The 26,311-nt window shown below is 59.9% G+C and carries 24 protein-coding genes; 10 read left to right on the top strand and 14 right to left on the bottom strand.

What is annotated here, in order from left to right; translation table 11 throughout:
• Positions 1-21 precede the first annotated feature (21 nt).
• The 4 genes from AEAC466_RS25445 to AEAC466_RS25435 all read right to left on the bottom strand — a co-directional run bounded on the left by AEAC466_RS25445 (position 22) and on the right by AEAC466_RS25435 (position 5,363).
• Positions 22-2,907: a TonB-dependent receptor gene (locus AEAC466_RS25445; protein WP_023456538.1), complete on the bottom strand. Its 2,886-nt coding sequence runs from the start codon at positions 2,905-2,907 to the stop codon at positions 22-24.
• 326 nt (positions 2,908-3,233) lie between these two features.
• Positions 3,234-4,286 carry a LacI family DNA-binding transcriptional regulator gene (locus AEAC466_RS25440; protein WP_031238110.1) on the bottom strand — a complete coding sequence of 351 codons (1,053 nt, stop codon included), beginning with the start codon at positions 4,284-4,286 and terminating at the stop codon, positions 3,234-3,236.
• Between the two features lie 100 nt (positions 4,287-4,386).
• Positions 4,387-4,722, bottom strand: coding sequence for a hypothetical protein (locus AEAC466_RS43555; RefSeq protein WP_155913455.1), 336 nt, complete (start codon positions 4,720-4,722; stop codon positions 4,387-4,389).
• A 116-nt stretch (positions 4,723-4,838) separates the two neighbouring features.
• Positions 4,839-5,363 (bottom strand): YcgN family cysteine cluster protein, encoded by a 525-nt coding sequence (locus AEAC466_RS25435; protein ID WP_031238106.1) that lies wholly within the window; start codon positions 5,361-5,363, stop codon positions 4,839-4,841.
• Positions 5,364-5,487: 124 nt separating this feature from the next.
• Here AEAC466_RS25435 and AEAC466_RS25430 point away from each other — a divergent pair, with 124 nt between their 5' ends.
• The 3 genes from AEAC466_RS25430 (at position 5,488) to AEAC466_RS25420 (ending at position 9,806) form a co-directional block, all read left to right on the top strand.
• Positions 5,488-7,305, top strand: coding sequence for an ABC-F family ATP-binding cassette domain-containing protein (locus tag AEAC466_RS25430; RefSeq protein WP_031238104.1), 1,818 nt, complete (start codon positions 5,488-5,490; stop codon positions 7,303-7,305).
• A gap of 132 nt (positions 7,306-7,437) precedes the next feature.
• On the top strand, positions 7,438-8,703 hold the full coding sequence (locus AEAC466_RS25425) for a hypothetical protein (protein ID WP_023456533.1): 1,266 nt from the start codon (positions 7,438-7,440) through the stop codon (positions 8,701-8,703).
• Between the two features lie 5 nt (positions 8,704-8,708).
• Complete coding sequence (locus tag AEAC466_RS25420) at positions 8,709-9,806, top strand: DUF2336 domain-containing protein (RefSeq protein WP_023456532.1); 1,098 nt, start codon at positions 8,709-8,711, stop codon at positions 9,804-9,806.
• A gap of 286 nt (positions 9,807-10,092) precedes the next feature.
• On the opposite strand, the gene AEAC466_RS25415 is transcribed toward AEAC466_RS25420, so the two are convergent.
• Positions 10,093-10,896, bottom strand: coding sequence for a DUF2306 domain-containing protein (locus AEAC466_RS25415; protein WP_031238103.1), 804 nt, complete (start codon positions 10,894-10,896; stop codon positions 10,093-10,095).
• Positions 10,897-11,021: 125 nt separating this feature from the next.
• Between AEAC466_RS25415 and AEAC466_RS25410 the strand changes: the two genes are divergently transcribed.
• On the top strand, positions 11,022-12,032 hold the full coding sequence (locus tag AEAC466_RS25410) for an AraC family transcriptional regulator (RefSeq protein WP_023456530.1): 1,011 nt from the start codon (positions 11,022-11,024) through the stop codon (positions 12,030-12,032).
• Positions 12,033-12,096: 64 nt separating this feature from the next.
• Here AEAC466_RS25410 and AEAC466_RS25405 read toward each other — a convergent pair whose 3' ends face one another.
• Positions 12,097-12,495, bottom strand: a complete 399-nt coding sequence (locus tag AEAC466_RS25405; protein ID WP_023456529.1) for a DUF2147 domain-containing protein — start codon at positions 12,493-12,495, stop codon at positions 12,097-12,099.
• Positions 12,496-12,614: 119 nt separating this feature from the next.
• Here AEAC466_RS25405 and AEAC466_RS25400 point away from each other — a divergent pair, with 119 nt between their 5' ends.
• Both AEAC466_RS25400 and AEAC466_RS25395 read left to right on the top strand, forming a co-directional pair.
• Positions 12,615-13,412, top strand: coding sequence for a DUF1295 domain-containing protein (locus tag AEAC466_RS25400; protein WP_023456528.1), 798 nt, complete (start codon positions 12,615-12,617; stop codon positions 13,410-13,412).
• Positions 13,409-14,428, top strand: a complete 1,020-nt coding sequence (locus tag AEAC466_RS25395; RefSeq protein ID WP_023456527.1) for an SAM-dependent methyltransferase — start codon at positions 13,409-13,411, stop codon at positions 14,426-14,428. The genes AEAC466_RS25400 and AEAC466_RS25395 overlap by 4 nt, the downstream gene beginning before the upstream one ends.
• A gap of 9 nt (positions 14,429-14,437) precedes the next feature.
• Here AEAC466_RS25395 and AEAC466_RS25390 read toward each other — a convergent pair whose 3' ends face one another.
• From AEAC466_RS25390 to AEAC466_RS25375, 4 genes are all read right to left on the bottom strand, one after another.
• A complete protein-coding gene (locus AEAC466_RS25390; protein WP_052025050.1) occupies positions 14,438-15,622 on the bottom strand; it encodes a glycosidase in 1,185 nt (394 codons plus the stop codon).
• Between the two features lie 114 nt (positions 15,623-15,736).
• Positions 15,737-17,077, bottom strand: a complete 1,341-nt coding sequence (locus AEAC466_RS25385; protein WP_023456525.1) for a hypothetical protein — start codon at positions 17,075-17,077, stop codon at positions 15,737-15,739.
• A 131-nt stretch (positions 17,078-17,208) separates the two neighbouring features.
• Positions 17,209-18,048 carry an aldo/keto reductase gene (locus AEAC466_RS25380; protein ID WP_023456524.1) on the bottom strand — a complete coding sequence of 280 codons (840 nt, stop codon included), beginning with the start codon at positions 18,046-18,048 and terminating at the stop codon, positions 17,209-17,211.
• A gap of 1 nt (position 18,049) precedes the next feature.
• Positions 18,050-18,880, bottom strand: coding sequence for an oxidoreductase (locus AEAC466_RS25375; RefSeq protein ID WP_023456523.1), 831 nt, complete (start codon positions 18,878-18,880; stop codon positions 18,050-18,052).
• 106 nt (positions 18,881-18,986) lie between these two features.
• Between AEAC466_RS25375 and AEAC466_RS25370 the strand changes: the two genes are divergently transcribed.
• Positions 18,987-19,931 (top strand): LysR family transcriptional regulator, encoded by a 945-nt coding sequence (locus tag AEAC466_RS25370; RefSeq protein WP_023456522.1) that lies wholly within the window; start codon positions 18,987-18,989, stop codon positions 19,929-19,931.
• Here the strand turns inward: AEAC466_RS25370 and AEAC466_RS25365 are convergent.
• Positions 19,904-20,542, bottom strand: coding sequence for a TetR/AcrR family transcriptional regulator (locus AEAC466_RS25365; protein ID WP_023456521.1), 639 nt, complete (start codon positions 20,540-20,542; stop codon positions 19,904-19,906). The two genes, AEAC466_RS25370 and AEAC466_RS25365, sit on opposite strands and share 28 nt — an antisense overlap.
• Before the next feature lie 76 nt (positions 20,543-20,618).
• Here AEAC466_RS25365 and AEAC466_RS25360 point away from each other — a divergent pair, with 76 nt between their 5' ends.
• Both AEAC466_RS25360 and AEAC466_RS25355 read left to right on the top strand, forming a co-directional pair.
• The gene (locus AEAC466_RS25360) at positions 20,619-20,930 is read left to right on the top strand and encodes a CC_3452 family protein (RefSeq protein ID WP_023456520.1); all 312 of its coding nucleotides are present in this window, start codon (positions 20,619-20,621) and stop codon (positions 20,928-20,930) included.
• Positions 20,927-21,346 (top strand): MAPEG family protein, encoded by a 420-nt coding sequence (locus AEAC466_RS25355; protein WP_023456519.1) that lies wholly within the window; start codon positions 20,927-20,929, stop codon positions 21,344-21,346. The genes AEAC466_RS25360 and AEAC466_RS25355 overlap by 4 nt, the downstream gene beginning before the upstream one ends.
• Before the next feature lie 134 nt (positions 21,347-21,480).
• Here AEAC466_RS25355 and AEAC466_RS25350 read toward each other — a convergent pair whose 3' ends face one another.
• Entirely contained in the window at positions 21,481-23,085 is a 1,605-nt protein-coding gene (locus tag AEAC466_RS25350) for a peptide chain release factor 3 (protein ID WP_031238094.1), read from the bottom strand.
• 91 nt (positions 23,086-23,176) lie between these two features.
• Positions 23,177-23,848, bottom strand: coding sequence for a PAQR family membrane homeostasis protein TrhA (trhA, locus tag AEAC466_RS25345; RefSeq protein ID WP_023456517.1), 672 nt, complete (start codon positions 23,846-23,848; stop codon positions 23,177-23,179).
• Positions 23,849-24,051: 203 nt separating this feature from the next.
• On the opposite strand from trhA, the gene AEAC466_RS25340 reads away from it, so the two are divergent.
• A complete protein-coding gene (locus AEAC466_RS25340; protein WP_023456516.1) occupies positions 24,052-25,227 on the top strand; it encodes an MFS transporter in 1,176 nt (391 codons plus the stop codon).
• Here AEAC466_RS25340 and AEAC466_RS25335 read toward each other — a convergent pair.
• The gene (locus AEAC466_RS25335) at positions 25,224-26,204 is read right to left on the bottom strand and encodes a cation diffusion facilitator family transporter (RefSeq protein ID WP_023456515.1); all 981 of its coding nucleotides are present in this window, start codon (positions 26,202-26,204) and stop codon (positions 25,224-25,226) included. The two genes, AEAC466_RS25340 and AEAC466_RS25335, sit on opposite strands and share 4 nt — an antisense overlap.
• Positions 26,205-26,311: the final 107 nt, after the last annotated feature.

Here is a 26,311-nt window from a genome sequence, read left to right as displayed (position 1 = left end):
CCAGGTTCAGAAGCTCGGGACTTACTGGAACCGGTAGCTGACTCCGAACAGGATGGTCCGGCCATACTCTTCGTAGTTTTCCGGGAAGGACGAGCCATCCGCGGCACGATTTTCAGACACTTTCAACTGGGTCTGATAGTTGGAGTTGGCGAGGTTGTAGCCCTGAAGCAGGAAGGTAACGCCCTTGAGCGGGCCGTCCTGCATCTGATAGCTGATCTGACCATCGACCTGCTTGTCGGCCAAGATGCGCGTGACAGCACGATTGGCGTACAGCGCATAGGCTTCACCCAGGAATTCCGAGCGGTAACGGTAGCTCACGCGCGCCGAGAAGCCGCCCTTTTCGTAATAGCCGGTGACGTTGGCCACGTCTCCCGAGAAGCCCGGAAGCTTGCTCGGGTCGATCGGATCGCCCGACTGGACATTGGTCCAACCGCGCGAGAAGCTGCCGATCAAGCCGAAGCCGTTAAGCTTGTTCCACACCAGGCTGCCGTCAAGCGCGCCGCTGAGTTCCAGGCCGCTGACATTGCCGCCATGGCCGTTTTGCGGTTGCGTGAACGGGCCGATATTGGCCGGAGCGCCGCCGGGATAGGTGAGGCTGTCGGGCCAGGGCACAGGCGTCGCGCCGGTGTAGTTGACAAAACCATTGGCGGCGAAGTCGAAATGCGGATCGGTGACGTTGCGGATATAGGTGCGCAGAACCTTCTGGAAGACGGCGACGCCGATATAGCTGGTCTTGTTGAAGTAACGCTCATACGAGAAATCGACACCATCGGCGATCCACGGCTTGAGCTTAGGGTTACCGCCTGAACCGCTCCAGTGCGGCTGATATGTCGTGGTGCCGGCTCCCGGCAACGGCACGCTGGCGTTACGGGTGCCGCGCATGTCGTCCATCCGCGGACGGGCCATGGCGCGGCTCATTGCGAACCGGAAGACGGAGCTGTCGTTGATGTCGTAGATCAGGTTCAGGCTGGGCAGGAAATCGCCGTAGTCGGAGCCGGTCTTGACCCAGTTGCCGAGCGAGGGACTAGTGCCGCTGGAATGCTGGTAGATATCGTACCCACCGGCGGTCTGCTTGGCCGCGACATATTGCAGCCCCAGGTTACCGCGCAGTCCGTGGCCACCCATTTCCGTGTCGATATTGAACTTGGCGAACAGGGTGGTCAGTTCTTCATCTACTTGCCAGTACTTGTTCAGATTGTCGTCATTGAGGATGGCGCGACGGTCATAATATTTGCCGACAACATTGCCGAGATCGTAGGACAGGACACCACCGAACCCGGCAAAATCGAGGTTCGTGGCTTGCTGGACGTCGCCGGCCGCCACCGCGACGCGCGTCCCGTGGCAGTCGTTTGCAGTCTGATCCCAGCCCTTCAGGCACAGATCCCATTCCTGCACCCCCTTGTTCTTGACGCGGTGCGAGTAATCAACGCCCAGTTCGACGCTCTTGAAGCCGAACCAGTCGACGTCGTGTACGCCGCTGAAACGGACAGTTGCCAATTGATCGGTAACCTTCGGCGTGCGGATGGCGCCATCATGGCCCCAGCCACCCCAGGGTGCCACATCTCCGAGATAGACCTTGGAGGCGTCGGCGTAGTTGAGGCCCGGGCTCAGATGCGGGAAGTCGCCATAGGCGATGTCTTCGTTAATAGTATCGAAGGTCCGGGTGAGCGGAGTCGGGTTGGTGCCGTAGCCGGCATAGGTTTCAGCGATGCTTTCCTTGCGCACCGAACGCGAATAGCCGAAATCGACCACCGAACGCCAGGCGCCGATGTTGAACCGGTTGTTCGAACCGAAGCTGAACATTTCATCGCGGCGCAGATTATTGTCATTACGAATGATCGGGGCAATACCGCTGATCGTCGCCTTTTGGACGACCGGCGTGCCGCCATGGTCGGACTGGACCACGTTGGAGAAGTGGATATCGTCCGTCCACTGGGTCTGATACCACTCCGCCCCATGTGTCACTTCGTTCTGATCGAAGACAGAATAGTAGAAGTCATTGACGCTGCGGAAATTGTCGTTCGGCTTGAAATCGAACACGGCCATATAACCGTCGCGCGTCTGCTTACGGGCCGTTGACCAGATTTCGACGCCATGCAGGCCCAGCGCATCAGCATTGCCGAGCCGCGGCTGACCGGTGATCGAATCGTTGCCCTGCTTGTCCCACCACCAGCTCTTGGAATGTTGCAACTCCGACGGATCGTCGAGGTGAGCGTATGAGAAGGCCACGCCCAGCTTGCCATCGAAGAATTGATCAATATAGGCCAGGCTGAAACGGTTGCCATTGGCGCTATAGCCCGGCACGACCTCACCATTGGTATTGACCGAACCGCGCAGGTTGACGGAGATGACGCGCTTTTTATAATCGAGCGGACGAACCGTGTTGAGCACGACGGTGCCCGACAGGCCCTGACCGGTGATGCCGGCGTCCGGCGTTTTATAGACGACAGCCGACGAAACCATTTCCGATGGGTACTGGTCGAATTCGGCCGCACGGTTGTCGCCGGAGGACACCTGCATCCGGTTGTTCAGCAGGGTGGTCGAGAAATCACCCGACAAGCCCCGAATGGAAATGGTCTGCGAGCGGCCCCCGACGCGTTGCGCAGCCAGGCCCGGTAGCCGCGCAAGGGATTCTGCGATCGAAGCGTCCGGCAACTTGCCGATATCTTCGGCCGACACCGCTTCGACGATCGAGGTGTTTTTCTTCTTGATGGCCAGCGAGTCCTGGAGGCCACGGCGGATGCCGGTGACGACAACAGTGGTCGAATCTTCGGCCGGCGCAGCGCCGGTGGCCTCCTGAGCGTGGACCGAAACAGCGAAACCGCCCATGGCGATGGCGCACGCGGCGGTCGTCATCAATGCAGTTTTGATAGACGCAGCATGGCCGCGCCGTTTGACAGATTTCATCTAAAATCCTCCCAGTCAGATCTATGTGCTTATTGAGTTGCGGTTGATCCGCAATTGGAAGCGCTCTCAATCCCTGCGTCAAAGCGCACTGAGCTGTCAAGCCATCAGCGTCAAAACGGTTACAAATGCCCCTAAAATAGCCTCATTGCACACAGGTTGTGATGAATATGACACGGAGCCAACGTTCAAATTCGCCCCCGTCCCCCGCAGACACGGAAAATGAGAGCGCTCCCAATTTGCCTAAATGCAGCAGCTCATTCGGAGACGTTCGGAACGACGGGTGAGCGGAAGCAGCTGCGCCTGTCACCGGGCGCAGGTGAAGCATGTCATCTCGGCGCAGAGGCCGACTCCCGCATAACCACCTTATGCGGCACGACCGTATATTTTGCTGGCGCGGGGCCGGTCGTCTTGTTCGCCTTGATTTTTTCGACAATCATCTCGACGGCACGATAGCCTATAGTTTTTAAAGGCTGGTGCACAGTGGTCAGGGGGGGCCAGATAATTTCCGACACCGGCGTATCGTCGAACCCGACAATGGACAGGTCCTGTGGGATATTCAGGCCAACCTTGTGCGCCGAAAACAGGGCGCCAACGGCCATGTCGTCATTGGCGCAGATCAAGGCGCTCGGTTGATTCGCGTTGGCCAGGATGGCGGCTGTCATTTCAACACCCGACCGGAAGGTGAAGTTACCGCGCATTACCACGATATCGCCCTCATCCAACCCCGCCTCCGCAATGGCGCGGCGAAACCCGGAATAGCGCTCCTCCGCGGATAAATGTCCTTCCAATCCCTTGATAAAACCGAATTTTTTATGGCCTAACGAGAGCATATAGCGGGTCATCTCGTAGCCCGCCACTTCGTCGTCTATCCCGACGCCGGACGCCAGCTTTTGCGCCTCAAGCCCAGGCGAAATGCAAACTACGGGACAATTACGGGCATCGAGTTCGTGCAGCAAGCGGGTATCGTCCGAGAAAGGCGGCGTCAGGATCAGACCGTCGCAACGCCGTGTTGCGACCAACTGATCGATGATCTTTTCGTTCTTGCCTAACGAATGCTGATTGACGGTATGCATGAGCAATTGAAATCCGGCCTCGGCACAGGCGCGAAGCGCTCCCAATTCCAAGCCCGAATGATAAAACGAGTTCGGCTCCGAATCCAAGTCCGACGCATAAACCAGACCCAGCACCTGAGTCTTGCCGCCAGCCAGAAAGCGCGCCTGCATATTGACCTTGTACTGAAGCTTATCCACGGCCTTCAATACCCGCTGGCGGACCTCCTCGCGCACATTAGGGCCTCCGTTCAGCACACGCGACACCGTCGCCCGCGCAACCCCAGACAGCGCCGCCACATCATCAATAGTCGGTTTACCTGCACTCAAAAGTCGTCTCGCCAGTCAATATACTACTATCGCCAGCTTTATGCGGCCAGTCGCGGCGCGACACAAGCCCCTTTGGACACCGCAATGGAAGCGCTTTCAATTAATGATCACGATAGTGGCGGTTTTGCCCTCTGCCTCGCTCTCTCTCGTGCCCGCGGTCACGTCGATCATACATCTTCCACTGGCGATACCCATTGTAGGCGTCGCGGCGGAAATGGCGTCCATCATCGCGACGATAGTCATGCGAACGCGCATCACGATAATAGTACCAGCCGTCATTGTTCCAGTACCCATCGCGGACATCGCCGTAATAGTTGTCGTAATAGACGTCATAACCGTCGGTATAATAGCCGCGATCGTATCCGCCGTAATAGCCGGCGCAGCCCGACAGACCGATGCTGGCCGCTAAGGTCGCCGCGATAATGATGCGTTTCATGGACATGCCCTTTTCAAGATCATAACCCACACTGGTGAGCTAAATCCGGTAAGGGCGAAAGCCGGATTTGGCGCGGCTTCGTTAATAGTTAATAAGGTAACTCTGCATACCAAGCCTTAGTCAGGCCGCTTCATAGCGCGTTCTTCGACATCTATATCTTCGGCCGGCCAATCTGAGCGATCCTCGTTCAGGTCCCAGGCTGCGAAGTCGAGGGCTTCTTCCGGGTCACCCAGTGCCAATTCCGATATGGTCTGCGCGCGGATCGACACGCCGGCCCGGTGAACGGTTTCGCGGTCGCCCGTAATCAGATGATGCCAAGCCGGCAACGTCTTGCCTTCATGCAGCCGGCGATAGGCGCAGCTCAACGGCATCCATAGCAAATCCTCGATATTGCCCGGCGTCAGCTTGATGCAGTCGGGCACATATTTCTTGCGCTTGACATAGTTGGAGCAGGAACAGCTATCTGGATCGAACAGCTTGCAATGGACCCGTGTCGGAATGACTTCCAAAGTCTCCTCGTCTTCGAAGCGGACCAGGCAGCACAGGCCGCAGCCGTCGCACAGGCTTTCCCATTCCTGCGGATTCATCTGGTTGAGAGTTTTGGTTTCCCAAAAGGGCTTTTGCGCGGAATTATCGTTCATCGGCGGCTATATAGAGGCAACCGAAACGGTTTGCACGTCCGATTCCTGCGCTTCTAAGGTCATCCTGGTACTTTGCTTCGAAAAATCCTTTGAAAATCGGCGCTACGCCGACTACACCCCCTGCATGTCCAAAGCGCCTGCCAAAGCCCCGCTCCTCGCCCTGAAAGACGTCCGCCTGATGGACGGTCCCACGCCCCTGTTCGACGGTGTCGACATCGCGCTCGAACGCGGGGTGCGCGCCTGCCTGGTCGGGCGCAACGGCGCCGGGAAATCGACCCTGATGCGCATGCTTGCAGGCCTCATCGAACCGGATTCCGGCGAGCGCAATGTCCAGCAAGGCGTTCGCTACTCTTTCGTGCTGCAAGAACCCGAACCGGTGGGCGACACCATCCTCGACTGGGCGACATCGGGCGGGGCGGAACATTACACCGCCGAGGCTGAGCTTTATGCGTTCAGCATCGATCCGCACAAATCCACCGTCGGCATGTCCGGCGGGGAAAAGCGCCGCGCCGCGCTGGCCAAGGCCTTCGCCGAAGCCCCCGATCTGATCTTCCTCGACGAACCAACCAACCACCTTGACATCTTCGCCATCGAAACCCTGGAAGACCGCTTGCGCGGCTTCCGTGGTGCAGCCCTGATTGTCTCCCACGACCGGACCTTCCTGGAACGCGTGACCCAACGCTGCTACTGGTTGTACGAACGCCGCATCCTGCGTCGTGACGAAGGCTATGCCGGTTTCGACGAATGGCAGGCCAAGATGGAGGCGGAAACGGCCGAAAGCCTGCGCCGTCTGGAAAAGGCGATCGAACGCGAAACCTATACCTTCTACAGATCGATCACCGCCCAGCGCACTCGCAACGAAGGCCGCGCCGCCCGTCTGGATGACATGCGCCGCGACCATGCCTTCCGCATGAGCCAGACAACCCGGCCGATGGAAATGAATATCGATTCGGGCTCGACCTCGGGCAAGCTGGTCGCCGAGGTCAAAGGCATTTCCAAGTCATTCGGAGACAAGGTTCTGCTGAAGGATTTTTCCACCCGCATCATGCGCGGCGACCGACTGGCCATCGTCGGCCCCAACGGTGCCGGAAAATCGACGCTCGTCAAACTGCTGCTGGGCGAAATGCCGGCCGACAGCGGCGATATCCGCCTCGGCACCGCCTTGGAAATCGCCTATCTCGACCAGGGCCGCGATGCCCTGAAGGGTGAGGAAACCCTGTGGGATGTGCTGGCCAATTCCGGCTCAGACTCCATCATGGTGCAGGGCCAGCCGCGTCACGTCGCGGCCTATGCCAAGGATTTCCTGTTCCGCGAAAAGCAGTTGCGCCAGCCGGTGAAATCCCTGTCCGGCGGGGAACGCAACCGGCTGCAACTGGCCCGCGCGCTGGCCCGGGCGACCAATCTGCTTGTCCTCGACGAACCGACCAACGATCTCGACATGGATACGCTCGACCTGCTCGAAGATATGCTGGCCGATTACGACGGCACGCTGATTCTGGTATCCCACGACCGCGATTTCATCGACCGGCTGGCAACCTCTACCCTGGCGTTGAACGGCCGGGGCGGAGCGGCGGAAACGCCGGGCGGCTGGCAGGACTTCATTCGACAGAACCCTGATTTCTTTGCGGAAATTTCGCGCAAGGAAGCCGCCAAGATCGAAGCGAAATCGGCGGCCGCCGCGCCATCACCGGTCAAGACAGCGCCCAAAAAGCTAAGCTACAAGGACCAGAAGCGCCTGGAGGACCTGGACAAGCTGATGCCCCAATGGCAGGCCGAAATCGTCCGGTTGGAAAAGGTACTGGAAGACTCGACGCTCTACAGCCGTGACCCGAAAGGCTTCGACGCGACCATGAAAAAGCTCGAAACGCTGCGCACCGATCTCGAAAATGGCGAAATGGAATGGCTGGAACTGGAAGAAAAGCGCGAAAGCCTTGCAGGCTAGGGATGTGGAGGGTTAGAAATCTGGCCGGCTAAAGATAACGCATATTTCAAAACGGCCGGACATATTAGGCCTTAATTAAACTCGGTCGCTTAGGGTTAAGACGTTGCAATCTAGTCCCACCGTCCGAGAATCATGCCACAGCCCTCCCGCCTCGTCCTCAGCCTGTCGATCGGCGTCGTCGTCCTGACGTCTGCCGCCACGTGCACGGCATCGATGGCGGCTTCTGCAGGCGGTTACCTCAACTGGTCGAACAAGCCGCAGCCAGGCGCCTCCGCACAGACCGTTGACGGTCGTGTGAGTCCTCCAAGCGACGCCATTCATACCTCAAACGGCAGCTATCCGGTGCCTGCGTCACCCTATGGGCAGGTCGGCGACCCCTTTGCCCGCAGCCTGCGCTGGCCCACCAAAGCAGGCGCTGCACAGCCCACACCAGTCGCCAGCCAGATGGCGGCGCCAAAACAGCCTCAGATTGTCGCGGAACCGTCTTATCGGCCGTCTTACCAACCCATGCCTCAGGCGCCGGTTCACGCCGATAGCGTAGCGTCCATATCGACGCCCATTCCCTTGACCGCGCCGCGCGCGCCGCAAGTCGTCGCAGTGCCACAACCGGAAGATCCCGGGCTGGCCGATGATCCGGGCATGGCCGACGCGCCCGCGCCGGCAACGGTGCCGCCAGCCACCTCGCACGCGCAACAACTGGCCGTATCACACCCCCTACCCGTATCCCAACCGTCCGTTCAACCTGACCTGCTGCCCAAAAGATCGTCTGCCTCAGGCGCGCCGACTACCGCCGTTGCCAACGCCACCGCTCCGAAAGGCGAGCCGCACAAGGTCGAACCCTCAAAGGCGGATGCCCGAACAGCAGAATCGGCGCCGGTGCTGGCCACGACGCCCGCGCCCGGCCCCGCCGATCGTAGCGGTGCCTATCAGGTGCCGGCCACCAGCAAATATGCCGCCCGCATCGACTCCGCCCGCGCGGCCCAGGCTCAGGCAGAGGCTAAAGCTCAAGCTCAAGCCCGGCAGACCGAGCCCGTCGCCGCGCCCGGAAAGCCCGAAGCCAGAACGGAATCGAAATCCGGTCCATCCAAAACCGCAGCCCCAAAGGGGAAGCCCGCTGATCAGGCCACGCCGCCGGAGCCGACGGCCTCGTTGGCGTCCCAGGAAACCGATCACGTCTTCATTCCGGGCGAGCGCGCCACCGGCGCCTCGGACGAACCCCGCTTCTACAGCCTGCACCGTCAATATGGCATAAAACCCGATCCGATTACCGTCGATCATGACGCCACCGGCGCGCTTCTGGGGATTAACGGCATCGACGCCGTTGAAGGCGGCGACCCGAACAACGATCATGATTCCGCCGATTCCGCCCCTAAACAGCCAGATTCAACTCCAAGGTAACCCGCATGTCGCGCGTGCAAACATCTTCACTTACTAATTTGATCGAACTGGCCAAGGAACCGTCAAGCGGCCGCCGTCGCGAACTGTTGCGTCAGGTCACCAACATCTTCATGGCGCACCCAGAGGAGATCAGCGACACCGAAATGACTTTGTACGACACAGTCATGAGTCAGTTGTCCGCTGACATGGAAACCGTCGTTCGCGCTGAAATCGCCAATACGATCGCCTCGGCCCGCGCGGCCCCATTGGGTCTGCTTCGCCGCCTGGCGAGCGACGACATCGAGGTCGCCGAACAGATTCTCACCCGCTCCAAGGCCTTGTCCGAAAGCGACCTGCTGCATGTCGTCTCGACCAAGGGTCAGGACCACATGCGCGCCGTCTCCAAGCGTGAGGAGGTGCCCGAAAGCGTGTCCGGCGTCATCGTCAACCGCGGCGACGACACCACCTTGCACACCCTGCTCAGCAACGACGGTGCACGGCTGTCGCGGGCTTCCAACGAACAGGTCGTTCAGCGCGCCCAAGCCAACCCGGCCCTGCATGAGGTCGTCGTCAATCGCCGCGACATGCCGGTAGATCTGATGAACGACATGTATTTTGTCGTTGAAACCCGGCTGCGCGAACGCATTATGCAGGAAAACGAAAAGCTGGACCCCGCCGCCCTTGAACTGGCCCTATCGAAAGGCCGTAACAAGGTCGCCATGGCCTATGGCAGCTTCCCCGAAGACTACGAAAAAATCTTCGCCGAGGTCGAAGCCCTGCGCCGGAGTGCGCGCCTGACGCCGCAACTGCTGGCCAAATATATGCGCGACCCAAATCCGACCTATTTCCTGGTCGCGTTGTCGCAAATGGCCGATCTCGACTTCCTGACCGCGCGCCATCTGGTCGACAAGAAGGAGGTCGACGCCCTGGCCATCGCCTGCAAGGCCGCCGGTCTCGATAAGGCCCTGTTCCTGACCTACGCCATGATCATGCTGGCCAACCAGGAAAACGCCATGGGCAAGGCAGCGGAATATGGCAAGCTGTATCAGGACCTGCCCAAGGAAACAGCCGAACGCACCATTCGGTTCTGGCGTATGCGTCGCGCCGAAGGCCATGCCGCTTAATCGCTTTTGCTTCGACAATAGCGATTGAGCTTTTGTCGAGGTATGCGCGCAACCTGTGCGGCGCCATCGCGCTTTCCAACTCATTTTGAGGCCCCTGTAGTCCGCTCCAGGCAAAAAAAAGGCCGGGCTTAGTCAGCGCCGGCCTAAAGTCTACAGGGAGGAAACGCCCAGGAAGGGCAAAGGCTTTGAAAAAAGCCTAGGCGGTTTCAATAGCAAACTGTTAGCGCTACCGCAAGCAAAAAATGACAGCGCTGTCACGGTTTTTTCACCGCTCCTTTTCTACGGACTATCGTAGATTGGGCAGCCACATGAACAGGGTCGCCGCCACAATGCCCGCCGCTGTTATGACCGTGATGAGTGCCATAACCAAGGTCATGATCCATTTCGCACCACTCCCGCCCCCGTCCCGTATCCGCATGTAGATTTCCAGCACCGCCAGAGGCAGCAGGAAATGCCCCAGGCCTATGAACAGGTCGAAAGGGCCGTCGAACGCATCTGTATGACCGGCACCCTGAGTGGCGATGAGCCACACCATCATGCCTAGGCGATAGAACCACACCCCGTTGACCAGTATGAAGGTGCGCATGGCCCAACGCTGGTGCAGATTTATATTTCCCGCCCGTGCGTATCGCCAAGTCAGGACGGCGGACAGGATGACCAGCAAGCCGTCAGTAATGTTGCCGATCTGCATGTACAGCCCGGCGACATTGCCCCGCAAGGCGTTGATGACAAGCCCGGTTGCCGCCACCAGAATGGCCGTCAGTATGAACAGCCGGCCGTTCCAGCGATGAAGGGGCATAATGTGGGCACGGATATGGGGCACAAGTTGCACAACGCCGCCGAAAGTCAGGATGGCCGCCATGAGTAGGTGTCCGCCAAGGGCGATGTTGCCTGCTAGGTCGCCCGGCATATACCCGTGATCCTTGGGCAGCACGGCGTTCCAGCGCTGCCAGTCTCCCGTGACGGCACCGGTGCCGTACAGCGCCACGATGTAAGAGCCGAATAGCCATAGCCCTGCCACCGCCGCCACGAACCAGGCGATGGCCGAAATCTTGAGCGCTCTGGACGCGGCGGATGACGCTTGAATCATGAACATGGCCCCTATTAATTTGCAAGGCTATCAATGCCGGGGCTTGACGGTCCATGACCGCACAGATCAAAAAGTTGACTTAGCGTAACGGCCTGCGACAGTGACCGCCCACAGGAGGAAAGACCATGAGCGCCGCGACGGTATCAGCCGGTTACACCCGGGCGCTGCTCGATTTCGCCATATCGAAAGGCGCCAGCCGACGCCATCTGCTCGAACGGGCCGGCATCGCGCCGTCTGATCTCGACGATCAGGATAAACGCCTGCCCTTGTCGGCCTTCATCGCCCTTGTCCGCGCGGGCCAGGTCCTGTGCGACAGCCCGGCCCTGGCCCTGCAATTCAGCGAAGGTACGCGCTTCGAGGCATTTTCCATTGTTGGCCTGATTTGCCAGTCCGCACCGACCATGGGAGAAGCGCTCAAGCAACTCAATCGCTTTAACAAGCTCGTCATCGAAATCGACGGCCTGACCGATGGCGACCGCTTTCAGCTGACGCCGCGTGCGGACGGCCTGTGGCTGGAAGATCGCCGCCCCGCCGATGCATTTCCGGAACTGACCGAAGCCGCCTTTTCACGTTTCATCTGCGAAGTCGCCCGACACTACGGTGACACGCCGTTCGTCAAGCAAATCCACGTCACCCATGCCCGGCCGGCCCACGCTGCCGAATATGCACGGATTCTCAAGGTGCCCGTGACCTTCGACAGTGAGCGCAATGCCATGCAGATTGACGCATCCTGGTTGTCACTGGAAATAAATATAGCCAATCGCTACGTTTTCGGCATCTTCAGCGAACACGCCGAAGCGCTGATGAAAAGCCTGGAAAGCTCGAAAACCGTGCGCGGCCGCGTCGAAAGCCTGATGATCCCTCATCTGCATACCGGCGACCTGGGCATGGACAGCATCGCCGAAAGAATGGGGTTGAGCCGTCAGGCCCTGTATCGCAAACTGGCGGCCGAAGCGACGAACTTCGAGCAGGTGCTGGACGACCTGCGCCACCGGATGGCCGTGCATTACCTGAGCGGCGAAAAGTTATCGGTGAACGAAACGGCCTATCTGGTCGGGTTTTCCGAGCCGAGCGCCTTTTCTCGCGCGTTCAAGCGATGGACCGGAACCAGCCCGCGCGCTCACAGACGGGGCTAATACCCTTGTGGATCCGAAAGGCGTGACGCGGGTTCGGATAGAGCGCGTAAAGGAGCATTCTGTTCTAGATCCGGCTCCAGGTCACGCCTTTGCATATCAACCCGCCCAGGACGCAGCCGGATGTCTTCATGGTGTCCGCGGCAACCGTCATCTTGAGGCGGTAGGTCAGTTTGCGTTGCGGATCATAGGCCTTGCCGCTCCATTGGCCGCCACCGCTGTGCGATACGGTCATGACCAGCTTGTCGCCAACCTTTTCGTCCTTTACGCCCGTCTTGATCCAGGTATTGACCGCGCACAAATCATCGCCGCAAGGCGCTATACGGACCTTTGCCTTGCCATCACCGCGCGACCAGTTCCCCTCCGGGGAGGATGCCTCATTCGTTTGATCCAACCTGTCCGCCTGAGCCAACGGCGCCGAAACCGCCCCAATGACCGCGATGGCCACCACAATTATCGTCTTCATAGGACTCTCCTAGCAGGCTGGTGCAAAATGGCGTTGTGGTCTTTGTACGCAGACCGCCCATTTTCGGATCAATTTGGCTGCCTGGTGAACCAGATTACAGCCGACGCCGTATCTGAAACATGCAACTCTCGACCAATACCCTCGTTCTGATCGGTCTCGCCATCGGCGTCAGCGTCGTCATGATGTGTGCGACGGTCGTGCAACTGGTCACCAAGAAAAGCGGTTGGATCGATACCATCTGGACCGCCGCTGTCGGGCTGGGCGGAATCGCCGCCGCCCTGCTACCTGCGGACGGCGCCAATGAGACACGCCGCCTCGTCGTGGCCGGCCTCGTCGCCGTGTGGGCCCTTCGTCTGGGTGTGCATATCGCCCAACGCACCCACTCGGGTGAAGACGATCCGCGTTACGCCGCCATCAAGCGCGACCACCCGCGCGACTGGCCATGGTACCTGTTCTGGATGCTCCAGATGCAGGCCCTGTGCGCCTATGTCCTGGTCGTCGCCGTCCGGTTCGCCGTCCTCAATCCGGCACCTTTTCCGAGTGCGACAGACATCATGGGCGTGGCCGTGGTTCTGATTGCGCTGATCGGCGAAGCCGTTGCCGACGCACAGTTGAGAACCTTCGGCAAGACGCACAAGGGTGGCGTGGCCGATATCGGCCTGTGGCGCTGGTCGCGCCATCCCAACTACTTTTTCGAATGGCTGGGCTGGGTCGGCTGGGCGATCGTCGCGTGGCATCTGCCATGGGGTCTGGTCGCCTGCCTGGCGCCGCTTCAGATGTACTGGCTGCTTGTCCATATCTCAGGCATTCCACCGCTCGAAACCCACATGCTGCACACCCGCGGCGATGCTTTCCGCGCCTATCAGGCGCGCACCTCCGCCTTCTTTCCGTTACCCCCAAAAAAGGAAAAGTTATGAGCCAGCTCGCCACTGCCCTTGCCGAACGCGCCCCCCTGCCCGATGGCCTGACCCTGGCGGCCATCGATTTCCTGGTGGGCAGATCGAAACGTCACATGCGTGGCAGCGCCATGGAAGAGGCGGCGTTCGCCGACAGTATGAGCCGATACCCGATCGCCGTGCAAACCGATGCGGCAAACGCCCAACATTATGAAATTCCAGACGAATTTTTCAGCTATATCCTGGGCGCACAGCGGAAATACTCTTGCTGTCTGTATACGGACGATTCAACGACGCTGGACGAAGCCGAAACCCTCGCCCTGATCGAAACCTGTCGCCATGCCGATCTGCATGACGGTCAGTCCGTGCTGGAACTCGGGTGCGGCTGGGGCTCCCTGTCCTTGCATATGGCTAAGACCTATCCGAGGTCACGCATCACGTCAGTGTCGAACTCCCATTCTCAGCGCGAATATATTACGGCTGAGGCCAAACGCCGGGGGCTGAAGAACCTGACCGTCATCACCGCCGATATGAACGACTTTTCGACGCCGGAACGCTTCGACCGTATCGTGAGTGTTGAAATGTTCGAACATATGTCAAACTGGCGCGAACTGCTCTCCCGCGCGCATAGCTGGCTGGTGGCCGATGGGCGGCTGTTTTTGCATGTCTTCACCCACAAGACTCATTCGTATCGCTTCGATCACACGGACAAAAACGACTGGATTGCGCAGTATTTTTTCACCGGCGGCATCATGCCAGCACACGACCTGCCTCACCGCTTCACGGACCTGTTTACAGTCGAAAACGAATGGCGGTGGTCAGGGGAAAATTACCGCCGCACCGCCATGGACTGGCTGGAAAACTTCGACAACCATCAGGCCCAGATCGAACCCATTCTGAAAAGCGTCTACGGCAAGAGCGCCGGCCTGTGGCGTCGCCGCTGGCGGCTGTTCTTCATGGCCACAGCGGGGCTTTGGGGTCATGACGGCGGCCGAGAATGGGGCGTAGGTCACTACCTGTTGAAACCTCAAGCCTGATTGGCGCTTTCAGGGTGTTTGCAGGTCATCATCGGCAAACACCGATTTCGGAATATGGGTAATCCGGCATGCCAAATCTGCCTCGCCCGACGCCACGACATAGTAGTGACCACCGTCGGCTATGCCCGTGGTAAAGACAACATCGCGGATATACATCTGATGTTCAAGCGGGCGCGTCAACATAGGATTGGCTTCAATAAGCGGTATATGCCGTGTACGGACGACGCGACTGGGGTCATCCCTGTCCATGATCGAAAAATAGGTCCGGTAGATACCGACAATCTCTTTCGGCTCAACGCCGTGCCACAGGCTGAGCCAACCATCCTCAGTCAATATCGGAGGCGTACCGCCGCCGATGCGGGCTGTGGCAACGGTGCCTGAATGGGGCCGGATACCGGGCTTGCGACAAGGCTTCCAGTACAGGCCGTCGCGCGACGTAGCGAGATTTATCGACGGACCCGCGCGCCATTCACTGCCCGGCGGATAGGCAAAATACAGATCGCCCAGCGGACGGGTCTGCGCCCAATATTCGCCATCGACAAGCCCTTCGAAGATTAGCATGTCCTTGTTCTGATGATCCAGGACGATGTCTTCGAAGGTCCAGTCCAAACCGTTATCCGAGCTGTAAAGCGTCGTGGAATGCCGCTCCGGCGATACCGAACAGGTGGTCATCAGCCATCGGTCGTCTACCTTCGATACGCGCGGGTCTTCAATGCCGTAGCATTGCAAACTGTTCTGCGGCGCTATGACCTTGTCATAATGCATGGCCACCCGTTGCAGGCCATCCGGTGTCAATTCGACCGGCAATATCCACGACAAGGAGGTAAGCGCCATCACCTTCCAGCCGCCACCATTCAAAAGGAATTTACGCGGGTCCGCCGTGTTGGCCAGCTCCAACGGCCAGGCATCCAGCACATAACGCCCGGAATCGTCCCACCGAATCGCATGAACATGTCCATCGAAGATAGGCGTCTTCAGCGCTTCGGCGACACGGACGAATAAAATGAGATTGCCGTTGGGTAGGCGGGTCATGCCGGGGTTGAAGGCGCCAAGCACGTAGGTTTCCACCCCAAGATGTCCGGCAAGCGGCGATCTGGACAGATCGATATCGTCGGGCGTCACGACCAGGGTATCGACCGCGTAGGGCGAAGCGGTCGTGGAGGGCTGAACACCCGTTTTTGTAGTATCGACCATGACGTCGCTCCGGATGAAGATGCCGCGCACGGTGGCGCTGTATGACATCAAGAGACAATGCGGTTTAAACGTCGCCAACCAAAATTACACGACATCGATCTTCAGGTCGGCGCCTCACGCCTTTTCGCGAACCCGGTCAAGCTGAGCCTTGGCTGCCCGCGCCAGGGACTTTACGCCCTGCTCTTCGAAGATTTCCACCGCGGCTTCCAGCGCATAGGCCGCTTCGGTGCGTTCCATCATGAAGCCGGAAATATCGCCGCGCGCCACATAAAGCCGCGCCAGATTGGTTTGCAGTACGGCCCAGCCGACCGGGTCGGCGTCCGGTTTGCAGACACGCAATTCCGCCTTGAAATCGGTCTCAGCCTTGTCGAGCGTGCGCATGTCGCCTTTTATCTCGGCATGTTTGACCAAACATCCGGCACGGTTGTTGATTAATTGACCGCGCAGGGCCAAACCTTTTTGCAATGGACGTTTCAGCGCCAGATCATAGACCTGCATTGCCTTTTCATATACCTCTTCACTGAGCGTCAGTTCACCCAAGGCCTGAAGCCCCATGGCGAGCGCCTGCTTGTGCGCCACCCAGTCGAGCGGCGAATGTTCGAAATCGACCGGCTCGTCGTCGTTGGACAGGAGCGCGATACCCTCGCTGATAACCTCTGGGCGACCTTCGATTTCGCCCTTCCAGACATAGGCCATGGCCAGTCGCAACAGTACGCGCGAATAGGTAACCGGCTCATACGCCGCATCGAGACGGTCCTTAAGGGCCTGGAAGTCCTTGGTAACCGCCAGCATCAGAGAGGAATCGCACCGGTCAAGGCCGACCATCATCAGCAGGTCCCCGCGTTCAAAGCGCGCCTGCGCGGCTTCGATCTTATCGGCATTCGAATGGCTGCGCTGAACGCGTTTGTCGGCGCGCTCAACAGCGCGATCGATATGGGACATGGCCAGCATAGCCAGTTCAAGGTCTTCGCCAATGCCCTGTTTCACGGCAAGACGGGCCGCCAGTTGGGCCTCCACGCGGTTGAAGCGGGCCCGCAACGCCTCATCCTCTTGGATCGCTGCGCGACCACCGGCCAGGAGATCCTCGGCGGACGGCAGCAATTCAGCGGTTTCGAATAGATCATAGCTGAGGATGCAGGTTTGGGCCTGTTCAAGTGCGGCAATGGCGGCATCAACCGCGTTGCGCGCTTCCTTGCCGGCGTTTTCAGCCGCCGTAGCGGCGCGCCGCAAGGCAACGGGATCACCGGTGCGCCTGGCATATTCACGCCACACCTGAGAGGCTTCGAGGTACGGCGAGAAGCGGTTCTTGGTCGACACGCGCCCGCCCTCGATATCGAGTTCACGCCCCTGCGCGATCAGCATTTGCAGGTTCAGCAGTTCATAGAGGCTGGGGTCGGCGTCCATCCGCCCCTGGTTACGGAAGATACGCCTCAGTTCACGGCCGAATTCAAACATAGCGAGTCCATCAGCCCCGACGCCTCAAAACGTATCAGGACGATACGCCTGGTTCGGGGGTGAACGGACATTTGCAAGCCCGGGGCCGCGGTTAAGTCCCTCCTCGCCTTATCCACCATTTCCCGGCTGGCTTACCGCCCTGCGCGGTCCAGCGAGGCGAATTCATCGTCGGACAGGACGATATCGCGCGCGGCAAGGTTTTCTTCCAGGTGCTTTACCTTACCCGTGCCGGGGATCGGCAGAACGACGGGCGACCGTCGCAAGACCCACGCCAGGGCAATCTGCGACGGGGTAGCATTGTGGGTGCGCGCGATGGTATCCAGCACACCACCGGGCTTTGCCAGATCGCCTGCTGCCAGCGGATACCAGGGAATGAAGCCTATGCCGTTCGCTTCGCAATAGGTCAGCACATCTTCATGCGCCCTGTCCGCCAGATTGTAGCGGTTTTGCACAGTCGCCACGGGAAACACGCGCCGCGCCGCCTCAATATCGCCCACAGACACTTCGCTCAGTCCCGCATGGCGAATAACGCCCTCGTCGATCAGCGACCTGACGGCGTCGAACTGTTCATGCGCCGGGACGCGCGGATCGATGCGATGCAGTTGCCAGAGATCGATGACATCGACACCGAGCTGCGCCCGGCTCTTATGCGCCTGCGCCGTCAGGTATTCCGGCCGGCCATTCATCGTCCAACGGTCGGGCCCTGACCTTTGGAACCCCGCCTTGGTGGCGATGACAAGACCGTCATAGGGGTACAACGCCTCGCGGATCAGGCGTTCAGACACGTCCGGACCATAGGAATCGGCGGTATCGATGAAATTGACGCCCAATTCCGGCAGGCGTTTCAAGGTGCGCAACGCTTCGGCACGGTCTTCGGGCTCACCCCAGACGCCTTTTCCGACAATGCGCATGGCGCCAAACCCCAGGCGGTTGATCTCTAAATCGCCGCCAATCTTGAAGGTCGCGTTCATTTTAATCCTCGTAATCTGTGGACAGGGTGATCGGTTCATTGGCTTCGATTTCCGCCAACAGGCCGTGCAGCTTTTCGCGCACCAGCCGCAGGGCATCGCTTCCGAGCAGAAGATGCGCCGGCGGATCGGGATTGGCAATAAGATCGACAATCGCCTGGCCAAGCTTGACGGGATCGCCGACCTGATGGCCGTGATAGGCCTGGCGACGCTCGCGGATCGCATCCATTACCGCATCATAATCGGCAATGGAGCGTGGCGTTCGCGTCATCGACCGCCCTGCCCAGTCGGTACGGAAACCGCCCGGCTCGACATTGGTTACCCGAATGCCCAGAGGCGCGACCTCCTTGCCGAACGACTCGCCTATACCCTCTAGGGCAAACTTGCTGCCGTGATAGAGACTGATGCCAGGAAAGGTGGCCAAGCCGCCCATGGAGGTAATATTCAGTATCCGGCCGGAGCGGCGCGCACGCATGTAGGGCAAGACTGCCTGAATCATGGCGACAGGACCGAAGACATTGACGTCGAACTGACGCCGCACTTCGTCAAGGGCGGATTCTTCCAATATACCCTCGCTGCCGTAACCGGCATTGTTGATCAGCACATCGATAGGGCCGACCGAGGCCTCAATATCGGCGACCATGGGTGCAATTGCCGCCGTGTCCGTCACATCGAGCTGGCGCGCCACCGCGGATGCGCCCAGGGCCTCGAAATCCGCCGCGTCCTGCGGTTTGCGCACTGTGCCGACGACCGTGTGGCCGGCCGCGATCGCCGCCTGCGCTATCGCGCGACCAAAGCCTGTGGATACGCCTGTGATCAAAATGGTTTTGCGCATGATTGGCCTCTTGTTTCGTCAAAATCAGTTGGCCCCATAGATAGGCGCCGCACATTGATGGCATAAGGTGTATTATCATACACAGTCTGATGCAGGATTTCGCACAATGGCATTTCGCAATTCCGGTCTGTTTGAGCTGCACGCCGTTGTCACCGTGGCGACGCACAACAATTTCCGCCGCGCCGCGGCTGAGTTGAACCTGTCTCCGTCAGCGCTCAGCCACGCCATTTCCGCTCTTGAACAGAGGCTCGGCGTCAGGCTGTTTCATCGCACGACCCGCAGCGTGTCGCTCAGCCAAGCCGGTGAACAGTTCCTGGCGCGGATACGGCCGGCCCTGCATGAAATTTCCGGCGCAATGGAAGATGTCAACGCCCTGCGCGATACGCCCTCCGGCCTGTTGCGGATAAACGCCTCAGAGCGCGCGGCACGGCGGCTGGCGCCGCTGGTCCTGGCCTATCTGGAGCAATATCCCGACATGGCCATCGATCTGGTGGTCGAAGGCCGAACGATCGACATCGTCGCAGAAGGCTTCGACATCGGTGTGCGCCTGGCTGAGCTAATCCCCCAGGACATGATCGCCATACCGTTCGGGCCGGAAAACAGTTGGGCGGTCGTGGCGTCGCCGGCCTATTTCGCCGCCCATCCGGCCCCCGCCGCGCCACATGACCTGACCGCACATGCCTGCATTCGCCGCCGTTTGCCCAGTGGGGTTATGTACCGTTGGGAATTCGAAGTCCGCGGCGAGGAAATCAGCGTCGACGTGCCGGGACGCCTGACTCTGAACAGCGACCACCTGATGATCGAAGCGGCACTGGCCGGCCACGGCCTGGCCTATGTTATCGACCACTCGGTCACCGGTCTGATCCGCGAAGGCCGGCTCGTGCGCGCCTTAAGCGACTATACGCCCGCCTATCCCGGCCTCCGTCTCTATTATCCACCGCATCGCCAGATGGGCGCGGGCCTGCGGACTTTCATCGATTTTGTTCGCAACAACCGGATTTACCCAGATCGTCCGCTTACGGACTATCCACAGATCAATCCAACCGTCTGAGCGACAAACCGGCGGACAACCGCCAGGTCCTCACCGGCACGCATACGTACCGCCACCGCGTTGTGGGTTGTCGACGCCACCATGCCCAGAGTGTCGATATCGGCATCGGGCGATAACTCACCCGCCTGCTGCGCGACCTTGAGACGCCAGCGGAAGGCGCGGTCGATCTCGTGCAGGGCTTCGAGCACTTTGGCCGCGATGTCCCGGTCGCGGACACTGTCGATCAGGGCCGCGCTGATCATGAAACACCCGCGTCCGACGCCATCTTCGCGATTATAGATATGTATCGCCGTTTCGTAGACACGGGTCAGGCCGTCACGCACAGGCACATCCGGCGCAAAGGCCGCCATATACATCTGGCGTACATCATCGACATAGTCTTCCAGCACCGCCTTGAAGGCGGACGCCTTGTCGCCGAAAGCGTTATACAGGCTGGGGCGGTTCATGGCCGTGACCGCGCTCATGTCGTCAAGTGATGTTCCCGCATAGCCCTGCTCCCAGAACAGATCCCGCATCGACTTCAATGCGGTCGTGCGGTCATAGGCCTTTGGACGGCCCCGTGCCTTCTGACGCGGCGCCTGAGCGATCGGCTTAGAATTATTTTGTACCATTTTGCATAAAACTCTTGACAGACGCCTGTTGATTTTAATTTATGCAAGTCAGTACAAAATTACAAGGGAGCCGTTCATGAAACCCATCTTTATCCTGTTAGCCGTTGCAGCCACTTTTGTCGGCACACCTGCGGGGGCTCGCGCGCCTCAGGTACAATCCGCCGAACTGACATTGTCCGCGCCGGGCCGCCAGGCTGAATTCATCATCGACGGCGCCGTATGGACGTGCCATGACAACGCCTGTCACGCCGCCGTGGTGGCCGATATGCCGGCCGGCCGATCCTGCCAGCGTGTCGTGTCCGTGACCGGCACCGTGACGGCCTTTACCTGGCGCGGCAAGACCTTGTCAGATGCCGAACTCGCCACCTGCAATACGCGCGCCAAATGACGCCGGCAACTGCCCTGCTCTCATCCATCCTCGCCATGGGCGGCCTGCACTTTTTCATGGTGGTCTGGCTGTATGTATCGCGCCTGACCGCCATGAAAAAAGCGGGCATAACCTATGACAACGCGACTTGGGCGGCGATGCGTAAACTGCCCAATTGGGCGCTTAATCCGGCCGCCAACTACAACAACCTGACCGAAGCGCCCCCGCTGTTCTACGCCGTCACCCTGACCATCGTCCTGCTCGGTCAGGCGGACAGGCTGTTTGTCGGGCTGGCCTGGACATACGTCCTGCTGCGCATCGCGCATTCGCTATGGCAGGCCCTGATCAATATCATTGCCGTGCGCGTGGTCCTGTTCGGCGCCTCGTGGCTGGTGCTCGGGGTCATGATCGCCCGCAGCGCCTGGCTGCTGATTTAGGACGCGCGCCAGCCTTTGATTTTAGCGTCCGTTACCCTTAGCGGGCGTCGACTGGCCCGGCAGGTCTGTCCTGCCGGGTCTTTTTATCGCCGGGACGTCCGCCACCTGACAACAGGCGAAGCGTCGTCACAGGTTTAACCACGCTCCTTGGTGCGCTGGAAGGATACGTCGGGGAAGCGTTCCGCCACGTAATTGATTTCCCAGCCCGACTTGCCCAGGAAGACCGGCGCTTCGTCGATATCGCTGCCCATCTGAGACCGGTATTTCCCCGCGAAGTCTTCGATCTTGGCCACATCGCCGCCCAGCCAGCGCGCTTCGGCATAGGGTGACGGCTCGAAAACGACATCCAGACCGTATTCGTTGGCCAGCCGGTCGGCCATGACTTCAAACTGCAATTGCCCAACCGCGCCGACGATGAAATCAGAACCGATCGATGGCCGGAACAACTGGGTCACGCCTTCCTCGGCCAGGGATTCAAGCGCCTTCTTGAGGTGCTTGGCCTTAAGCGGATCCTTGACGCGCACGCGTTGCAGAATTTCCGGCGCGAAGTTGGGCAAACCGGCAAAGCGGATGGCGCCGGACTCCGACAGGCTGTCGCCAACGCGCAGCACGCCATGGTTCGGAATGCCGATGACGTCGCCGCCAAAGGCGTCTTCGGCCAGTTCGCGATCAGAGGCGAAGAACATGATCGGCGCATTGACCGACAACTGCTTGCCCGTGTTCTGTACCTTCAACTTCATACCGCGCTGGAACCGCCCCGAGGTGAGCTTCAGCATGGCGATGCGGTCGCGGTGATTGGGGTCCATATTGGCCTGGACCTTGAAGACGAAGCCTGTGACTTCCTTGTCTGTCGGCTCGACCACCGTATCGACACCGGCCTTGGAAGCCTTAACCACCTTGGGCGGCGGCGCGAACCCGCCGATGGCCTGGAGCAACTGATTGACACCATAGTGGCGCAAGGCCGAACCGAAGATGACCGGCGTCATGTGGCCTTCCAGAAAGGCCGCCTCGTCGAACGGTTTGAAGCCGCCTTCGATCAGTTCGGCGGTGTCCTGCAACTCGGATAACTCGGTGGCGTCAAGCCACCCCTTGGCTACTGCCGTATCAAGCGGCGCGGCGTCATCGTGACCCTGGTCGTATTCGGCGCCGGAGTCGCGGCGGGTGAAGGGGTAAAACAGCCCCGTCTGCAATTCGACCATACCGCGGAAGCGATTGCCTGACCCGGCCGGCCAATAGAGCGGGCTCGGATCCAGTTGCAGTTTCGCCGCCACTTCATCGAGCAGGGCCAAGGCGTCTTCTGCCTCACGGTCCATCTTGTTGATGAAGGTTATGATCGGGATGTCACGCAGGCGGCAGACCTCGAACAGCTTGAGCGTCTGTGGCTCGATCCCCTTGGCGGCATCAAGCACCATGACGGCGGCGTCGGCGGCGGTCAGGGTGCGGTAGGTGTCTTCCGAAAAGTCTTCGTGACCCGGTGTATCAAGCAGGTTGAACACCTTGCGGTCGTGTTCAAAGGTCATGACCGAAGACGAGACCGAGATCCCGCGCTCCTTTTCGATCTTCATCCAGTCGGAGCGGGTCCGCCGGTTTTCACCCCGGGCGCGCACCTGACCGGCGGCACGGATAGATCCCCCGGCCAGCAGCAGATGTTCGGTCAAGGTCGTCTTACCGGCGTCCGGGTGCGAGATGATGGCGAAGGTGCGCCGGCGCGGCGCTTCGGTTTCGGGGGTGTTTGACATGGCGCAGGCGTTAGCCGTTTGGCCGGGAAAAGTCAAAGACAGATGGAGATGACGCCATTGGAGATGATGCCAGTGGAGATGACGCCAGCGCTCAGGCGTGACCGACCAGCACGACACCGACCAGGACGGCGACATAATGCAATACGGCGCCGGTCAACACGTGACCATGCCAAATGGCGCGACGGAATTTCAGTCTCTTCATGGCGTAAAAAATCGTCCCGACCGAATAGGCCACGCCGCCGAGCGCCAGTAGGATCATGGCGGGGGCAGACACTTCGCGCACCATCGGCTTGATGGCGATGACGACCAGCCAACCCAGGATCAAATAAAGAAATACCCAGTAACCCTTGCCCAAACCAGGCAGGAACAGCTTCGCCAAGATACCCAGGGCCGCAAGGGACCAAACCGAAACGCTCATCCACAGCGCCCAGCCGCCCTGAAGCGCCTGGGTGGTGAAGGGGGTGTAGCTGGCGGCGATCATCAGGAAAATGCCCGCATGGTCGAGCCGACGCAGGAAAGGCTGCCAGTTGGGATGGGCAAAATTATAGGCCAGCGAAAAGGCCAGCATAGCGATCATGCCAAGCGCGTAGATGGTTATGGCGGCGATACGCCCGACCAGGCCATGGCTGACGGCCAGCCCCAAGGCCACGCCGCCGCCGAACAAGGCAAAGGCGAGCGCCACGATATGCACGATAAGATCGGCATGGCGTGCCCAGCGCGTCGGGTAGTGGGCCAGTTTTTCTGTCAGTTGTTCGATGGTCATGCGTGTATTTTACGAGTTTGGCGTAAGCCTTCCCAATCACATTTCTGCGTTTGCGAAGCCGGAGTGTATCTTACGTTTACGTAAGCGAAAAATATGGCGAAAGTAAAGTCTTCGCTTGCCGTGGGTGATCACCAATATCTTGTGTCTGTAACCATCGCGGTTATATATCGGTGGCATCCTCCTCCCCGCCGCCGGATATATCCATGCCCCCTTCCAAATCACTGACGCCCGCGCTTGTCGGGCTGTTCGCCTTCGCCTGCGGCGTCATCGTTGCCAATCTCTACTATGGTCAACCGGTCATCGCGCTGATCGCGCCGGACATCGGTCTGAACGCCCACGCCGCCTCGCTGATCGTGTCCCTGACCCAGATCGGTTACGGGCTGGGGCTGCTGTTCATTGTGCCACTCGGCGATCGGATGGAAAACCGCCGCCTCATTCTTGTATTGCTGGCCGCCGCCTGCCTGAGCCTGGTTCTCGCGGCAACGGCGACGAACGGCGCTGTCTTCCTGATCGTTTCCCTGCTGATCGGCATAGCCACCGTCGCTGTCCAGGTGCTAATTCCACTGGCCGCGCACATGGCGCCAGACGAAACGCGCGGCCGAGTTGTCGGCAATATCATGGCGGGCCTCGTTTTGGGCATACTGCTGTCCCGGCCCCTATCCAGCCTGATCGCCGATCATTTCGGCTGGCGCGCCGTGTTCTGGACCGGCGCGACATTCATGATCGTCATGGGCGGATTGCTGACGTGGCTTTTGCCGTCGCGGCAGCCCGATCACAAGACGACCTATCTGGCGTTGATCCAGTCCCTGGCCGTTTTGTGGCGGTCATATCCGACTCTTCGCCTGCGCACCCTGCTGCAAGGCTGCATGTTCTGCGCCTTTTCCCTGTTCTGGACGGTGGCGCCACTGGAACTGGCGCAACGCTTTCACCTCAGCCAGAGCCAGATTGCCCTGTTCGCCCTCGTCGGCGCAACCGGCGCTCTTGCCGCGCCGCTCAGTGGGCGGCTGGCCGACGCGGGCCATACCACCAAGGCTACCTTCGCCGCCCTGGCAGTCGCGGCGGCCGCCATGCTGATCACGCTATTGCCCGGCCTGCGCGGCATCATCGCCTTGGCCTTGCTCGGCGTCGTCCTCGATTTCTGCGTCCAGATGAACATGGTGCAGGGCCAGCGTGCGATTTATGCCCTCGATCCCCTCAGCCGCGGGCGCATTAACGGCATCTACATGGCCGGCATATTCACCGGCGGTGCGATTGGCTCCAGCGTCGCCAGCCTGCTTTATGAAAATGGCGGATGGAGCTGGATCGCCCTGGCCGGCGGGGGCGCGCCCTTGCTGGCGCTGGCGGTCTTGGCATTCCGCCCACGGCGCGTGACGGCCTAGACCATGTCTTCCGATTCAAGGGCGCAGGCGTGGGCGCCGGTCTCTATCTGAACCGTGGCGTGGATGATGCCGTGATGGTGAGACAGTTCCTCAGCCAGATGCCGCAGGAAATCGTCACCCGGATGCCCTGCCGGCATGATCAGGTGAGCGGTCAGCGCCACCTCCGTCGTGCTCATGCCCCAGATATGCAGGTCGTGAACCCCGGACACGCCGTCCAATCCCTCCAGGAACGCCTTGACCTTCGCGGCGTTTATATGCGGTGGCACGCCTTGCAGGGACAAGCGGACGCTATCACGCAGCAAGCCCCAGGTGCCCCAGACAATGACCAACGACACCACTATGCTGAGCGCCGGATCGAGCCAGGCCCAGCCGGTGAAGATCATAGCCAGACCAGCGACAACCACGGCGGCGGACACCACCGCGTCGGCGGCCAGGTGAGCGAATGCCGCCTTGATGTTGAGATCGGATTGTCCCTGCGCGAACAGCCAGGCGGTAAAGCCGTTGACCAGAATGCCCGCGCCGGCCACCCACATGACCAGGTCGCCCTGCACCGGCTGTACCGAATTGAAGCGCTGAACGGCTTCCCAGACAATGCCACCGACCGCCACCATCAGCAGGAGCGCGTTGAACAAGGCCGCCATGATGGAGGCGCCGCGGTAACCGTAGGTGAAATTGCCGCCCGGTTTGCGTTTCGCCAGCCACCACGCGGCCCAGGACAGGACCAGAGAGATGGCGTCGCTGAAATTGTGACCGGCATCAGCCAGCAGGGCCAGTGAATTGGCCTTAAGCCCGAAAATGACTTCGGCTATGATAAAGGCCGTGTTGAGCGCGGCCGCCCACAGGAAACGCGCCCCGAAATCGGTTGGCGCGTGCGAATGGCCATGACCGCCTGCGTGGGCATGATTATGGCCCGGGCCATGACCATGGTCGTCACCGTGCGAATGTCCGTGATTATGTGAGCCGTGATCGTGTGCCATGGCCGGAACCTAGGCGTTTTTGGAGGATACGGCTAGAGGCCGTTTGAAAAATAAATAGCTGAAATATTTAACATTATAACATTTCAACGACAGATCCGCCGAACAGC

This window comes from Asticcacaulis sp. AC466 (genome assembly GCF_000495815.1).
In the GTDB taxonomy this organism is placed as follows: Bacteria; Pseudomonadota; Alphaproteobacteria; order Caulobacterales; family Caulobacteraceae; genus Asticcacaulis.
Note: the sequence above shows the minus strand (reverse complement) of the source record. Positions and strands in the feature narration are given on the sequence as shown.

Excerpts from the sequence above, each read along its gene's own strand:
- AEAC466_RS25445 (WP_023456538.1), bottom strand. The coding sequence starts at position 2,907 with ATGAAATCTGTCAAACGGCGCGGCCATGCTGCGTCTATCAAAACTGCA.
- AEAC466_RS43555 (WP_155913455.1), bottom strand. The coding sequence starts at position 4,722 with ATGAAACGCATCATTATCGCGGCGACCTTAGCGGCCAGCATCGGTCTG.
- AEAC466_RS25435 (WP_031238106.1), bottom strand. The coding sequence starts at position 5,363 with ATGAACGATAATTCCGCGCAAAAGCCCTTTTGGGAAACCAAAACTCTC.
- AEAC466_RS25430 (WP_031238104.1), top strand. The coding sequence starts at position 5,488 with ATGTCCAAAGCGCCTGCCAAAGCCCCGCTCCTCGCCCTGAAAGACGTC.
- AEAC466_RS25425 (WP_023456533.1), top strand. The coding sequence starts at position 7,438 with ATGCCACAGCCCTCCCGCCTCGTCCTCAGCCTGTCGATCGGCGTCGTC.
- AEAC466_RS25420 (WP_023456532.1), top strand. The coding sequence starts at position 8,709 with ATGTCGCGCGTGCAAACATCTTCACTTACTAATTTGATCGAACTGGCC.
- AEAC466_RS25415 (WP_031238103.1), bottom strand. The coding sequence starts at position 10,896 with ATGATTCAAGCGTCATCCGCCGCGTCCAGAGCGCTCAAGATTTCGGCC.
- AEAC466_RS25410 (WP_023456530.1), top strand. The coding sequence starts at position 11,022 with ATGAGCGCCGCGACGGTATCAGCCGGTTACACCCGGGCGCTGCTCGAT.
- AEAC466_RS25405 (WP_023456529.1), bottom strand. The coding sequence starts at position 12,495 with ATGAAGACGATAATTGTGGTGGCCATCGCGGTCATTGGGGCGGTTTCG.
- AEAC466_RS25400 (WP_023456528.1), top strand. The coding sequence starts at position 12,615 with ATGCAACTCTCGACCAATACCCTCGTTCTGATCGGTCTCGCCATCGGC.
- AEAC466_RS25395 (WP_023456527.1), top strand. The coding sequence starts at position 13,409 with ATGAGCCAGCTCGCCACTGCCCTTGCCGAACGCGCCCCCCTGCCCGAT.
- AEAC466_RS25390 (WP_052025050.1), bottom strand. The coding sequence starts at position 15,622 with ATGGTCGATACTACAAAAACGGGTGTTCAGCCCTCCACGACCGCTTCG.
- AEAC466_RS25385 (WP_023456525.1), bottom strand. The coding sequence starts at position 17,077 with ATGTTTGAATTCGGCCGTGAACTGAGGCGTATCTTCCGTAACCAGGGG.
- AEAC466_RS25380 (WP_023456524.1), bottom strand. The coding sequence starts at position 18,048 with ATGAACGCGACCTTCAAGATTGGCGGCGATTTAGAGATCAACCGCCTG.
- AEAC466_RS25375 (WP_023456523.1), bottom strand. The coding sequence starts at position 18,880 with ATGCGCAAAACCATTTTGATCACAGGCGTATCCACAGGCTTTGGTCGC.
- AEAC466_RS25370 (WP_023456522.1), top strand. The coding sequence starts at position 18,987 with ATGGCATTTCGCAATTCCGGTCTGTTTGAGCTGCACGCCGTTGTCACC.
- AEAC466_RS25365 (WP_023456521.1), bottom strand. The coding sequence starts at position 20,542 with ATGGTACAAAATAATTCTAAGCCGATCGCTCAGGCGCCGCGTCAGAAG.
- AEAC466_RS25360 (WP_023456520.1), top strand. The coding sequence starts at position 20,619 with ATGAAACCCATCTTTATCCTGTTAGCCGTTGCAGCCACTTTTGTCGGC.
- AEAC466_RS25355 (WP_023456519.1), top strand. The coding sequence starts at position 20,927 with ATGACGCCGGCAACTGCCCTGCTCTCATCCATCCTCGCCATGGGCGGC.
- AEAC466_RS25350 (WP_031238094.1), bottom strand. The coding sequence starts at position 23,085 with ATGTCAAACACCCCCGAAACCGAAGCGCCGCGCCGGCGCACCTTCGCC.
- trhA (WP_023456517.1), bottom strand. The coding sequence starts at position 23,848 with ATGACCATCGAACAACTGACAGAAAAACTGGCCCACTACCCGACGCGC.
- AEAC466_RS25340 (WP_023456516.1), top strand. The coding sequence starts at position 24,052 with ATGCCCCCTTCCAAATCACTGACGCCCGCGCTTGTCGGGCTGTTCGCC.
- AEAC466_RS25335 (WP_023456515.1), bottom strand. The coding sequence starts at position 26,204 with ATGGCACACGATCACGGCTCACATAATCACGGACATTCGCACGGTGAC.